At 44.2% G+C, this 13,270-nt stretch carries 11 protein-coding genes; 6 read left to right on the top strand and 5 right to left on the bottom strand.

Translation table 11 applies throughout. The features are described from left to right. Nucleotides 1–199: 199 nt before the first annotated feature. The 5 genes from ccmI to ES754_RS00485 form a co-directional block, all read right to left on the bottom strand. On the bottom strand, nucleotides 200–1,480 hold the full coding sequence (gene ccmI, locus ES754_RS00505; protein WP_147221069.1) for a c-type cytochrome biogenesis protein CcmI: 1,281 nt from the start codon (nucleotides 1,478–1,480) through the stop codon (nucleotides 200–202). Beyond that, the gene (locus tag ES754_RS00500; protein WP_420825346.1) at nucleotides 1,477–1,962 is read right to left on the bottom strand and encodes a cytochrome c-type biogenesis protein; all 486 of its coding nucleotides are present in this window, start codon (nucleotides 1,960–1,962) and stop codon (nucleotides 1,477–1,479) included. Before ES754_RS00500 ends, ccmI begins: the two co-directional genes overlap by 4 nt. A 98-nt stretch (nucleotides 1,963–2,060) precedes the next feature. Beyond that, entirely contained in the window at nucleotides 2,061–2,732 is a 672-nt protein-coding gene (locus ES754_RS00495) for a DsbE family thiol:disulfide interchange protein (RefSeq protein WP_227677792.1), read from the bottom strand. Nucleotide 2,733: 1 nt separating this feature from the next. Beyond that, the gene (locus tag ES754_RS00490; protein WP_147221067.1) at nucleotides 2,734–4,746 is read right to left on the bottom strand and encodes a heme lyase CcmF/NrfE family subunit; all 2,013 of its coding nucleotides are present in this window, start codon (nucleotides 4,744–4,746) and stop codon (nucleotides 2,734–2,736) included. A gap of 345 nt (nucleotides 4,747–5,091) precedes the next feature. Beyond that, the gene (locus ES754_RS00485; RefSeq protein ID WP_147221065.1) at nucleotides 5,092–6,426 is read right to left on the bottom strand and encodes a DUF445 domain-containing protein; all 1,335 of its coding nucleotides are present in this window, start codon (nucleotides 6,424–6,426) and stop codon (nucleotides 5,092–5,094) included. A gap of 503 nt (nucleotides 6,427–6,929) precedes the next feature. Between ES754_RS00485 and mrdA the strand changes: the two genes are divergently transcribed. From mrdA to trpS, 6 genes are all read left to right on the top strand, one after another. Further along, on the top strand, nucleotides 6,930–8,912 hold the full coding sequence (gene mrdA, locus ES754_RS00480; protein WP_147221063.1) for a penicillin-binding protein 2: 1,983 nt from the start codon (nucleotides 6,930–6,932) through the stop codon (nucleotides 8,910–8,912). A gap of 16 nt (nucleotides 8,913–8,928) precedes the next feature. Continuing rightward, entirely contained in the window at nucleotides 8,929–9,612 is a 684-nt protein-coding gene (rsmD, locus tag ES754_RS00475; protein ID WP_147221061.1) for a 16S rRNA (guanine(966)-N(2))-methyltransferase RsmD, read from the top strand. A 186-nt stretch (nucleotides 9,613–9,798) separates the two neighbouring features. After that, nucleotides 9,799–10,227, top strand: a complete 429-nt coding sequence (gene rplM, locus ES754_RS00470; protein ID WP_147221059.1) for a 50S ribosomal protein L13 — start codon at nucleotides 9,799–9,801, stop codon at nucleotides 10,225–10,227. A gap of 10 nt (nucleotides 10,228–10,237) precedes the next feature. Then, a complete protein-coding gene (rpsI, locus tag ES754_RS00465) occupies nucleotides 10,238–10,624 on the top strand; it encodes a 30S ribosomal protein S9 (protein WP_147221057.1) in 387 nt (128 codons plus the stop codon). Nucleotides 10,625–10,907: 283 nt separating this feature from the next. Continuing rightward, on the top strand, nucleotides 10,908–11,999 hold the full coding sequence (locus tag ES754_RS00460; RefSeq protein ID WP_147221055.1) for an LpxL/LpxP family acyltransferase: 1,092 nt from the start codon (nucleotides 10,908–10,910) through the stop codon (nucleotides 11,997–11,999). A 102-nt stretch (nucleotides 12,000–12,101) separates the two neighbouring features. Further along, entirely contained in the window at nucleotides 12,102–13,241 is a 1,140-nt protein-coding gene (gene trpS / locus ES754_RS00455) for a tryptophan--tRNA ligase (RefSeq protein ID WP_147221053.1), read from the top strand. Nucleotides 13,242–13,270 lie beyond the last annotated feature (29 nt).

The following is a 13,270-nucleotide window of genomic DNA, read 5'->3' as shown; positions in this document are numbered from 1 at the left end:
TAAATTAATGTTACCATAATGTTAATTAGGTACGCTATTAATTGTCCCGCTTACCTTACCTTGTGAATTTACAAAGCTCAAGTATTTTTAGTCTTGATGCGATAAATTATGGAAGATTTATCTTTTCATAACACAAAATCAGCGCCGTAGCTAAAGTCTACGGCGCTGATTTTACCAAATTTATTATCGTACTTATTTGTTAGGGTACTTGTTGATTGATCTCAACATTTACTTGATTCTGCTCAGCACTAATCACAACCGGATTACCAGACAAATCGCCTGACTCTGCAACAGCATTGCCGCTATGGCTAATGCGAGCAACGACAGCAAGCTGGGTCTTTTCTGCACGGGCTGATGCAATGGTGCGTTCAGGCATCATCGCATCCAAATCGCTTAGACTAACGCTAGCTTCACCTTGCTTAATCACACTGATTGGCAAACGCTTGGCGGCAAATGGTGGCCCGCCTTTGATGTCACGAATCGCAATAAACAAGACATCGTCGCCTTTTACCAAGGGTAATAAGCTAGAGTTAACCGTTACGGTGACATCAATACCTTCAGAAGCTTGCTGCTTCTGCGCGCTAACGTTCGCACTCAGCTCATCTAAGCTTGCCAACGCTTTAGTATGGTCACCCGGTTTGGCAGCGATACTGTTGCGCAAACGCTGAATCCAACCCTGAGCTTGATCGAAGTTACTGCCACGAGCCTCACCCATGGCCATGAGCATTTGCGCCCCTTCATGTTGCGGGTTTTTGGCCAATACGTCTTGTAAAACACGGCGGCTATTGGCATCCAATTTACCTTGATTGGCAAAAAAGCTGATCTGAGCGTAAGTAGTCGCAATCTCTTCATTGTCAGGAGATAAACGATAAGCACGTGATAACGCCTCTAACGCAGAATCAGTGGCTTCAAGCGATAAAAATAGCTCAGACAAGCGCATCCAGCGGTTGGGATCATCAGCATGACGATGGACGTTGGTTTGCATCGCTGTAATCAGTTGGCGACCATCTTCAATCGCCCATGCTGGTGGCTGGTCAATTTTACCAGTCAATAAGTCATCAGCAACTTGTCCTACTTTATCCTCAGCTTGCCACAGCTCAAATACAGGGGTGCGATTACCTATTAATAGATAAGCCAGCGCCGCCAATATTGGCACCCAAGCCGCTACAATTAGACGGCTTTTATTACTTGGGGTAACCATTGGCGCTATTTGGCGCTGGGCTTCTAATAGCTGACGCTCCAGTTCCAGCTTCTGGTTCTGATAATGGCTGTCATCAATGGTACCGTTGTCTTTATCGGTTTTAAGCTCCGCTAGACGTTCGCGAAATACCGCGACGTTGATATCCAGCAGTTGATTGTCCACAGGATTATCCTGCGAGCGCGCAGCTCGTAGCCACGGCATGATGACAATAAGAGCGAGTATAAGAGCAATCAGTAAGCTTAAAGCGATAAATAAGCCGGCAGTAGAAAAAATGGTCATTTTTTGTCCTCTGGGCTAGTGATGTCGTGGTCGACATTCTCGGCTCGCGATAATAGACGATCAAGTTCAGCTTGTTCCGCCGGCGTTAAGGGCTCAGCTGTGCTGTCCACTATGACGTCTTTTTGACCACGGGCCACAACTTGGCGACGCTTACTTTGCCAAAACCAGCCGATAATTAAGACGATTAATAATAATGGCGGAAAAAACCATAAGATCCATGTCGATGGACGCACAGGCGGCTTATAGCTAATAAAGTCGCCATAGCGCTCCTGCATATAGTCACGAATTTCGCCATCACTACGGCCATCTTTAATCAAATCAAACGTTTTCTGTTTTAAATCTTGTGCAATAGGGGCATCAGAGGCCGCAAGGTTCTGATTCTGACATTTTGGACATCGTAGCTCTTCGATTAGACCACGATATTGGGCTTCTTGTTGCGGTGAGTCAAAATCGTAAACGTCAATAGCCGCGTATGCCGTCATGCTAAGCAGACATGCCAGCATCACGCTCAACAACTTTAAGACCGCGTTGGTTGGCACACGATTAACTTGCATTTCGGGGACTATAAATTGTTTGGTACTCATTGGCATACCTCCGCAATTTGTTGCTTATCTGGACTACCACCGCTCTCATTGGCTTTATTAAGCACCATCAAACAAGGGGTAATACGATTTTGCCAATTTTCTTCATTAATCTCACCAATAATATGCTGACGAATGATACGATCACCATCAACCACAAAGGTTTCAGGTGCGCCCGTTAAGCCCAAATCTAGCGCAAACTGCCCCGATAAATCTTGAATAGACATTGAAAAAGGATCGCCGCGCTGATTTAAATAGCTAAACGCATTACCAATATCATCTTTATAATTTACCCCAACGATATTAACCCCGCGCTCGGATAACTGCATTAAAAAGGGATGCTCAATGATACAAGTTGGGCACCAAGACCCCCAAACGTTCATTAAAAATGGCTGGTTTGGTAAATTATCATTGGTCATCATACGGGTCGTGTCTGATAATAAAGGCAACTCAAAAGTAGGAACTGGTCGCTCAAGAGCCGTATTGGTCACAATTTCTACCGGTTTACCTAGGCGCATGTATAGCATAATCATCAGCCCCGCAAAGACGATAAGCGGAATCAAAAACCAGATTTTAAGCTGTTTTTTATTCTTCTTTTTAGGGCTAGGCTTTTGGTTCTCATCGTTATTCTGAGCAGGGTTATCATTAGGCATATTATCAGGAGATGTCATCTTACTTCTCCCCTGTGGACACGACTGGCAACTCTGTTTTAGGAAGCGTATCAGCAAGCAACGGTGAATTTTTCGCTTTTTTAATGCGATAGCGCTTGTCAAACATACTCAGTAAGCTGCCTAAGGTCATAATAAGCGTACCCAACCAAATCCAGCGTATAAGTGGTTTAACATAAATACGCACGGCCCATTGATTGCTACCCTCAGCAATAGGTTCACCGAGTGCCACATAAACATCGCGCATGAGACTGGCATCAATAGCTGCCTCAGTCATCGGCATCATGCTGACGACATAAGTACGTTTTTCAGGGAATAAAGTAGCTACCGCGCGACCGTCTTTGGTCACTTCAACTTGTGCTTGCATGCCATCAAAGTTACTCCCTCTGACTTCATGAAAGTCCTTCACTTCAAAATCATACCCTTGCACATGAACGGTATCACCGAGACCTAATGCTACATCACGCTCTATACTCAAACTGCTGGTAAAGGCCACCCCAATAACTGCTATGAGTACGCCAATATGCGCGGTTTGCATGCCCCAATAACTCAAACGCAATTGACCCAACCCTTTAAAGAAGTTTGGTGCATTTTTAGTTTTGTCTTTGAAATCAACCACCATCCAGAACAGCACCCAAAAGCTAAGCGCTAAGGTCACGCCAATATTGAGCATAGAGGACGGATGAACAAAGTAGGCAATGACTGCGCCCAGTATAATACTACTGACCGCAATGACCATCCCAACGCCCAAGAGCGGACGCTTATCTTGCTTCCAGCGAATATTAGATCCCATACCCATCGCTACTAATAGCAGCCAAGTCAAAGGGACAAATAACGCATTAAAATAAGGAGGACCTACCGATACCTGACCCAGATTGAAGGCGTCAGCGATAATAGGATAGAGCGTACCTAGCAATACCACTAAGGTGGCAATTAAAATAATGGCATTATTAATGACTAGAAATGACTCACGTGAAATCAGTTGATACTGACTTTCGACCGTCAAGCGCCAACCGCGAACGGCGAACATTAACAAGCCGCCACCAACGATAATGCCCAGAATCACTAAAATTACCAGACCACGGGTCGGATCGGCGGCAAATGAATGTACGGAGGTGATAACCCCAGAACGTACCAAAAATGTTCCAAGCAGACTTAATGCAAAAGCGAAAATCGCCAGCATAATCGTCCAAGCTTTAAATACCCCACGTTTTTCGGTGACCGCTAAAGAATGCAGTAGTGCAGTACCAGCAAGCCACGGCATTAATGACGCGTTCTCTACTGGATCCCAGAACCACCAGCCACCCCAGCCAAGCTCGTAATAAGCCCACCATGAACCTAGCGAAATACCCACTGTCAAAAAGCCCCAAGCCGCAAGCGTCCAAGGTCGTGACCAGCGAGCCCAAGCTGCATCCAAGCGCCCTGCCCATAATGCTGCCATACAAAAGGCAAACGGTACGACCATGCCCACATAACCCATATATAGCATCGGCGGGTGAATAATCAGACCAAAATCCTGCAACACAGGGTTAAGGTCAGCTCCATCCACGGCTAGATTTGGCAAAGTGCGATCAAATGGTGACGAGGTGAAAATCAACATCGCCAGCATCATTAACTGGACACCTGCTAAAATAATCAATACCCGCGCGCGCATAGACAGCGGCAGACCACGGCTAAAGTAAGAGACTAGCGCGCACCACGTCGCCATGATAGTCATCCATAACAACAGCGAACCTTCGTGCCCGCCCCATGTTGCTGATAACTTATAGTACCAAGGCAATAAAGTGTTGGAGTGCTGAGTGACATAGACTAAGCTAAAGTCATTATAATAAAAGCCTGCCATCAACGCACCAAATGAGGTAATCATTGCCGCAAACTGCGCCCAAGCTAAACTTGGCGCCAGACGCTGCAATGCAATTTGGTCACGCATAACGCCAAAGGTCGGTAATACCACTTGCAAAATCGCCAACACAAAGGCGGCAAGCAAGGCAAAATAACCCAATTCTGTGATTAACATACGGTCTAACCTTGTTTACCTTAATACGGTTACAGTTGCGGACTGGGCTGTTTGATTTTTTAAAACGCCCAGTATTGGTGTGGCTCTCTTTATTATCAGTATCTTATTCTTAGTAATCGATATGAGTCACTAATATTCATCACTGATACGGTTTATTACTTAATTTACATTGACGTACATTACCGTCAGTTTATTACAGAGACGTATCTACGCTGTATCGCCTGTGTAGAAGACCTGTATGCTACTAATACCATAGCCTGACTGTTGATTTACCTACTAGCTAATCTGCAAATCGATAGGTTAAACAGCCACTAAAATGACTGTTTATAATTTCAGCTTACCTCTTTATTGCATGGCTGGAAAAAACACTAAAATCAGATGTAGCCAACCTGCTAAAAATCCAGTTAAACCACCCAGCACAATCAGGGTCAGCTCGTCTTCACGAAACGCAGGACGCAATAAGTTTTGAAATTCATCAGGCGATAGCGCGCGGATACGGTCACGGAACAGCCCAAATATTTTACTAGCCCGGCTCTCATTCAGCTCAGGATCGCGCAGTGGCACCATCGTTGCCATAATCGATTTATCAATGATCGTATTTTTTAGCTGACCAAACTCGCGGCGACCGAGACCCATACGTAAAGTGGTGCTGACGACAGGTGACTCTAGCACTTGATAAAGGTGCGATTTCATCAACTCACGGGTTTGCGCCGCTCGCTCGCCATACATCATCTCATTCATGATGTTCTCAAGCGTCACCAAATCATTAACAACAATTTCAGCAAACACCACTGAAACTTCTTCTTGGCGTTTCATAAAGCCACCTTGCCAGCGAAATTGCGCCATATGCGGCAGTTGCAAGTTAATAAAAGGGAAACCACTACGACGTGCAAAAAACTTCAAATACGGGATAAAGCGCGGCTCAACTGGGTTAAACACCATCCAAATCGCAATCCAGTTAGTGAGTAAGCCCCAAACTGCAGCAAAGAACGGCACCGTCCAATGGGCTGGCACCACCAAAAAGATGAACATCTGGATAAAACCGAAAATGAGTCCAATCAAGGCACTAATATGCCAAATAAAATCAATCTCTGTTTGACCAACTTTTAGGAACATATTAACCATCAAGCGCCGATCACTTTCCATCTTATTGACAATCATCTGCCGCATATCAACCAAGTCTTCGACATGGTAAGTCAAATCAGTTACCAGTGACTGCATGATACCGGGCAACTCTTGATGCGCTTGGCTATATATCCGGCGCTTTACAGCATAAGGAATGTTATTCCAAAGCGTCTCTGAGCGCTCAAGCATAATCTCATCAATCAGCGCCTCAAGGTTCTTATCAACAGTTTCAGTGATAAAATCCGCCATCTGCTCAGGTTCCATCGCTTGAAAAAACTCATCAAGCGAACCCAGTTTTGAGAGCGTCTGATCAACGATAACGCCCGCTATCTTGCCAGCTTTACGCGGAACGATACCTTGCCAGCCAATACCCGGTAGCCCAAAAAATGGAAAACCTGGAATGCGAATACCCCGAAACTTAATCGGATAAAATAGCATTTTTAGTGCCATCCACACATGTACCCACGTTACAAACGCGGTCACTGGTGGAATGGTCAGCATGGCAAAAAATTCTGGATGCTCAGCGAGTGTCTGCCATATTGAAGTTGCAACCATGACTCTTTATGCCCCTACCTTAACGGTTATCATCGTTCTAATGCTATTGATACTGTTATTAGCTATCCGCAATTGACATTTGGCGGCTGGTTTGTTCTGGATTCTAATAAAACCGTGCTTTCAGCGATAATCAATGCAATAAATAAAAACGTCTAATTTTAGCATACTTGCTATTTATTAGCACATATTACCCTCGGTTATAAATGACTGAAGGTAACGCATTTGATTGTATTTTTTAACGATCGCTTGTAAGTGGTAGGTACAGCCTTCTCTGTAAAACCTCAGGTTTTAATGGTTGTGGACAATCAATTACGAACCATCACCACCCTCTTAACTTTTCAATTAAAAACCCATAATCATCTGAAAATCTATTACTATGCTGAATACAGCAAAGACGAGCACTTTTAACGGATGTTATCTTATAAATTTGTTCTGTTATAATCTAACGTAACTGATTATTTTTATTATTTTAAACACGGCACACGCCTTGGTACTGACTTTACATGAATAGATCGTTAACCCCAGATGCCGAACAAGTCGACCGTATTTTCATGCACCGGATTATTATCTTTGGCTTGCTTATCTTTGCAGGTTTGGCCGTTTTGCTGCTGCGTTATGGCTACCTGCAGTTGTACGCCCATGATAAATATAAGGCGCAAGCAGACAATAACCGCATTAGACTGATATCAACGCCACCGAGTCGGGGTTATATTTATGATCGTAATGGCATACTGCTAGCGGACAATCAGCCTGTTTTTACCGCTATGCTCAATCCCGATACCGTAGAGAACCCAGAGAATACCCTAGCGTTACTTGCGCCTATTTTTGAGCTGACAGATGAAGACATCATCAATATTTTGGCAAGATTGCACCAAAGTAAAAAAAATGATCCGGTAACTATTAAAATCGACCTCACTGACGCCCAGTTAGCGCAGTTTAGTGAGCGTCAGCCGTTTTTCAATGGGGTCACTATTGAAAGTAAGCTGACCCGTTCCTACCCTTATGATGAGCTGTTCGCGCACGTCATCGGTTATGTCGGACGTATTAATGATAAAGAAACCAAGCTGATTGATAAAGATCGTTATGCCGGCACTGACCTTATTGGTAAAATCGGTATTGAAGATTTTTATGAAGATATTCTACTCGGACAACCGGGACATAAAGCTGTAGAAACCGATGCTCATGGTAATGTATTGCGCCAGTTGGATACTAAGGCGCCAATTGCAGGTAATGATATTACCTTGAGCTTAGATTATGGCTTGCAGATGGTAGCCCAGCAACAGCTTGCTGGTCGCCGTGGAGCAATTGTAGCGATAGACCCTCAAAATGGCGACGTACTGGCGTTTGTCAGTAACCCAAGCTATGACCCCAATCCTTTCATCTCTGGAATCTCCTTTAGAGACTATGGCGAGCTGCGTGAAGATCTTGATCAGCCGTTATATAACCGCGCTTTACAGGGCATGTATCCACCCGGCTCTACCATAAAGCCATTTGAGGGGTTAGGAGGTTTGCATTACGGCCTGCGCACTTGGAACAGCACTATCTATGACCCCGGTTATTTTAGTTTGCCAGGTAATTCGCATCGGTTTCGTGATTGGAAAAAAGGAGGTCATGGAACGGTCAATCTCACAAAATCTATTGTCATGTCGGTCGATACTTATTATTATAAATTGGCGTATGAGATGGGCATTCAGCGCCTGCACGACTGGATGGTACGCTTTGGTTTTGGTTCAAAAACTGGTATTGATTTGCCTAATGAGAAAGCTGGTATTATGCCCTCACCGAAATGGAAGAAGGATAGCTACGGTACGGAGTGGCTGCCAGGTGAAACCATCTCCGTCAGTATTGGTCAAGGCTATTTCTTAGCCACGCCCCTACAAATTGCTAAAGCCACTGCTATCACTGCGAATAAAGGCTATCACATTACCCCGCATCTGTTGAAGAGCAGTAATGGTGCCGCAGAAGTGGCCATTATTAGAAAGCCGGACGGTAAAATCGCTTACAATGGAGAAGAGTCTGACTGGACACGCATGCAAGATACAATGGAAAATGTGATTAAACAAGGTACCGGTCGCCGTATATACACCTCCGATTACCGTATTGCAGGTAAGACAGGTACGGCACAGGTAAAGTCTATTGCACAAGGCAAAAGCTATAATAAAGCGGCACTCGATAAACGCCATTGGGATCACGCGTGGTTCAATGGCTTTGCACCCGTCGACAACCCGCAAATTGCGCTATCAGTCTTGGTTGAAAATGGCGGTGGTGGTAGCGTTGTCGCGGCTCCCATTGGTCGTGCCTTATTTGATTATTGGGTGCTACAGCGTAACAACGACCCTATTTTACCGCCGAGTGCCGATGAGCTTAAAGCCATTAAAAATCAAAAAGTACAAGATAAAGCTGAACGTGATGCCATACGTGATCAACAAGATGCGCTCAAAGAAAAGGCAGAGGCTGAGTTGACCGCCACTGCCAAGACAAAATAAAGATATTATTAATACTATGAAAAAAACATCTGCATCACCAAAACCTAAATCCAAACTTAAAACAAATCATAATAATAAAAATACAGCTGCCGGTAATGTCCGTATTATCGGTGGACAGTTTAAACGTCGTAACATTACTTTCATCGATGCCGACGGCTTACGTCCAACGCCAGATCGATTGCGTGAGACTTTATTTAATTGGCTACTAGCGGATACTCATGGTGCGCGTGTACTTGATAGCTGTGCTGGTAGTGGAGTGTTAGGCTTTGAGGCCCTATCACGCGGTGCGGCTTATTGCACCTTTATCGAAACCAATCGTGCGCAAAGCCAAATGCTCACACAAAGCGCTCAGCAACTACGCCTTATTGCCGATAGCTATCAAATTATGCATGGTGCCGCTGAGCAAGTGTTAACCCAAAACCATATAATCAATACCTCTTTCAACATTGTCTTCATCGATCCCCCTTATGCTGATAATTTATGGCAGCCGATTTTAACAGCTTTGATTACTCAAGAGTTAATAACGGCAGGAACGCTGATTTATTTAGAAGCCGATAAAGATTTGACTATACAACTGGATGAATTGGCTCTCTCTTTACGCACGACGTTGACCGCTCAAGGGTTAACCGGTTTTGATTGCCTAAAGCATACCAAAGTGGGGCAAGTTGTTGCTGGACTTTATAGACTGTCATCGTCATAATCAGACAGCTTATATCAAAAAACACTTAAAACCCTGCAAAACGTTAGGATTTAATGATTAGCAGGCGAAAATAAACAACAATGCAGCTTGCAAGCGTAAGCGCTACTGCTTATAATGTGCAGTCTGTTTTTTGAGAGCCCCGTTCCCAGATGAACTCTCAACGAATTTTAAATTTAAGGTTTTATCATGAAAACACTTAGTGCAAAACCAGCTGAAGTGACCCATGACTGGTATGTCGTAGATGCTGACGGCAAAACCCTTGGTCGCTTAGCTACTGAAATTGCTAGCCGCTTACGTGGCAAGCATAAGACTTGTTATACCCCGCACGTTGACACTGGTGACTTCATTGTTGTCATCAATGCTGAAAAAATCACGGTAACGGGTAAAAAAGCGCAAGATAAAAAATACTATCGCCACAGTGGCTATCCAGGTGGTATCAAAGAAACCAACTTCACTAAGCTGCTTGCACGTAAGCCTGAAGATGTTCTACATAAAGCGGTTAAGGGTATGCTTCCAAAAGGTCCTCTTGGCTATGCGATGATCAAAAAGCTGAAACTATATGCGGGTACCGATCATCCACATGAAGCTCAGCAACCTAAAGAACTAGACATCTAAGGATAAACTTATGGAACGCAATTACGGAACTGGTCGCCGCAAGACCTCTACCGCTCGTGTCTTTTTAGCTAAAGGTACTGGTAGCATCGTTGTTAACGGTAAACCACTTGATGAATATTTTAGCCGCGAAACCTCACGTATGGTTGTTCGCCAGCCGCTAGAGTTACTTGAATCTGGTAGCGCTTATGACATTTATATCACCGTGAAAGGCGGTGGTATGAGTGGCCAAGCGGGCGCAATCCGTCACGGTATTACTCGTGCATTGATTGAGCTTGATGACACTAATAAACCTTCTCTAAAAGCAGCTGGGTTTGTTACTCGTGACTCGCGTCAAGTTGAACGTAAGAAATTGGGCCTACGTAAAGCACGTAAACGTCCACAATTCTCAAAACGTTAATCTTCAGAACGTTAATCAAAGCTATCTCCTATCTGTTGGTTATTATTGCCCCTGCTTTTATATAAGCAGTACAATAATAGGAAAATAGATTTGCAAAGCCTTATAAGCTGTAAGCAGCTTATAAGGCTTTTTTATATCTGCATTTTGGATAAAGTTTTTGCCGCTCTTACTAGCTGAGCCAATAACTGCTAATATTACTCAAAACCTTTGTGAAAAACTCACTTGCAAAGCTGTCCCCGCTCCCTCATCATTATCATAACTTTTCAGCCTTAGTATCGATATCATGAAAGCGCCCGAACAGTTCGATCCCAGTAAAACTTCCTCAAAGACCGTCACGCCTGCGCCAAATAATAGCAAGCTTGCTAAGTCGCCTGCTATACCGGTCGGTACACCCACCATAAAGCAAACCCATAAACATACCGAACAGGCCGCTAGAAAGCCGTTCGAGGGGCGATTTTTATTGCCAAAATATTGGGGTATATGGCTGCTTCTTGCCATGATTTTGCCCATGATTTATTTGCCATTGCGCTGGCAGTTTTGGCTAGGGCGTAAATTAGGTATTACACTCTATAAGCTGGCGAGCTCGCGGCGGCGCGATACCTTGACCAACCTTAGATTGGCATTTCCTGAGAAGCCTGAGGTCGAACGCGAGCTGATGGCCAAGCAAGTTTTTGTCAATCAAGGTATCGGGGTATTTGAGACGTTATGTACCTGGTTCCGTCCGAACATCTTTACTCGTACTGTTTCTATCTCTGGATTACAGCATGTCATTAATGCACAAAATGATGGTCGGGCAGTTATTCTATTGGGCGCGCATTATACGATGCTAGACTTAGGCGGTATGCTGTGCACGCAATTTTTTCCGATGGATTGTATGTATCGACCACAGAATAATGCATTCTTGGATTGGCTCGTTTATAACGGCCGCAATGCTATCTTTGGCAAACAAATCTCTAGCCGTGACATGCGCAGTTTGGTAAGCGCCATTAAAGACGGGCACGTTATCTGGTACTCACCAGATCAGGATTATGGCCTTAAACAAGGGGTGATGGCGCCCTTTTTTGGCGTGCCAGCCGCAACGATTACTGCACCAAGACGACTGGCTAAGCTCGGAGATAAAGCGCATCCGCCAGCCGTTATGGCTCTGCATACTTATCGACAAACCCCTGATAGCTTACCTAGTGGAAAACGTCCGCATTATCATCTGACCATTACGCCCCAGTTAGACAACTATCCTAGTCACGATGAGGTCGCTGATGCCACGCGCGTCAACGAGATTCTAGAGGGTCTCATTCGTATTGACCCTACTCAGTGGATGTGGTTCCATCGTCGTTTCAAAAATGGCCCTAATGGTCGTACTGACATCTACAAGTAATATAAGCTAAGTAATATGAGATGTGATGGAAATTTGCTATACTTCTTTAGTAGTCTTTAACCCCATTAATGACACCTTAATAAAAATATCTACGGATTTTTCATGAATAATAATGACAGTGTAAACCCTTCAAATACCCAACAGACAGTAGCCAAACGTATTTTAACGGGTATTAAACCAACTGGTACTCTACATTTGGGGAACTATGTTGGCGCCATTCGCCCAGCGATTGAGTCTATCCAAGACAGTGATGATGAAGCATTTTTCTTCTTAGCGGATTATCACGGCATTATCGGTTGCTATGATCCTGCGATTATTCATGAATCTACCAAATCAATTGCGGCGACTTGGATTGCCTGTGGTCTTGACCCAGAGCGCGTGACCTTTTATCGTCAATCGGATGTGCCTGAAATACCAGAGCTGGCTTGGATTTTGAATTGTTCATGTGCAAAAGGTCTGATGAACCGTGCCCATGCTTATAAGGCTGCTGTTGATGCGAATAAAGAAACGTCAAAAGTAGCTAAAGAAATGCATGGCGATATGGAAATAAAAAACTTAGAAGATATCAACTATAATGAGTTTGATGATGGTATTAGTATGGGATTATTTGACTACCCTGTTTTGATGGCAGCTGATATTTTAATGTTTAACGCTACTCACGTACCTGTTGGTCACGATCAAATACAACATATCGAAATGGCGCGCGATATTGCTCGTACATTTAACTTTAGATACAAGCCACTATTTACTGAACCTAGCTCGGTGGTTGATGATGACACACCATTATTAAAGGGTCTTGATGGTCGTAAGATGAGTAAAAGTTACGGCAATACTATACCGCTATTTGGTGATGGTAATCCGCAAGTAAGTGCCGAAAAACAGATGCATAAAGCCATTATGAAAATCGTCACCAACTCACAGCTACCTGCCGAACCAAAAAACCCTGATGACTCCGCTATATTTGAGATTTATAAAGCCTTTGCCACTCCTGAAGAAATTGCAGCTATGCGCACACAATTCGCAGCAGGTATTGGTTGGGGCGATGCCAAGCAAGCGCTGTTTGATAAAATAGATAGTGAGATTGCCCCGTTCCGTGCCCGCTATCAAGAGTTGATGGCCAATCCAAGAGAGCTGGAAGAAATTTTACAAATGGGCGCAGACAAAGCACGACGCCATAGCCGTAAGCAATTAGATAAAACGCGCCGTGCTATTGGTATACGCCCACTTGCTAAACTTAAGTAATAGCCTGAGCTTTGAAAGCGTACCTGATC

The organism is Psychrobacter frigidicola, assembly GCF_007997305.1.
Taxonomy (GTDB): Bacteria; Pseudomonadota; Gammaproteobacteria; order Pseudomonadales; family Moraxellaceae; genus Psychrobacter; species Psychrobacter frigidicola.
This window is presented reverse-complemented; position numbering and strand designations above follow the sequence as displayed.

What these genes read in the sequence shown, in the direction of transcription:
- ES754_RS00490 (WP_147221067.1), bottom strand. Translation starts at nt 4,746, where the DNA reads ATGTTAATCACAGAATTGGGTTATTTTGCCTTGCTTGCCGCCTTTGTG.
- trpS (WP_147221053.1), top strand. Translation starts at nt 12,102, where the DNA reads ATGAATAATAATGACAGTGTAAACCCTTCAAATACCCAACAGACAGTA.
- rpsI (WP_147221057.1), top strand. Translation starts at nt 10,238, where the DNA reads ATGGAACGCAATTACGGAACTGGTCGCCGCAAGACCTCTACCGCTCGT.
- ES754_RS00460 (WP_147221055.1), top strand. Translation starts at nt 10,908, where the DNA reads ATGAAAGCGCCCGAACAGTTCGATCCCAGTAAAACTTCCTCAAAGACC.
- rsmD (WP_147221061.1), top strand. Translation starts at nt 8,929, where the DNA reads ATGAAAAAAACATCTGCATCACCAAAACCTAAATCCAAACTTAAAACA.
- ES754_RS00500 (WP_420825346.1), bottom strand. Translation starts at nt 1,962, where the DNA reads ATGACGGCATACGCGGCTATTGACGTTTACGATTTTGACTCACCGCAA.
- rplM (WP_147221059.1), top strand. Translation starts at nt 9,799, where the DNA reads ATGAAAACACTTAGTGCAAAACCAGCTGAAGTGACCCATGACTGGTAT.
- ES754_RS00485 (WP_147221065.1), bottom strand. Translation starts at nt 6,426, where the DNA reads ATGGTTGCAACTTCAATATGGCAGACACTCGCTGAGCATCCAGAATTT.
- mrdA (WP_147221063.1), top strand. Translation starts at nt 6,930, where the DNA reads ATGAATAGATCGTTAACCCCAGATGCCGAACAAGTCGACCGTATTTTC.
- ccmI (WP_147221069.1), bottom strand. Translation starts at nt 1,480, where the DNA reads ATGACCATTTTTTCTACTGCCGGCTTATTTATCGCTTTAAGCTTACTG.
- ES754_RS00495 (WP_227677792.1), bottom strand. Translation starts at nt 2,732, where the DNA reads ATGACATCTCCTGATAATATGCCTAATGATAACCCTGCTCAGAATAAC.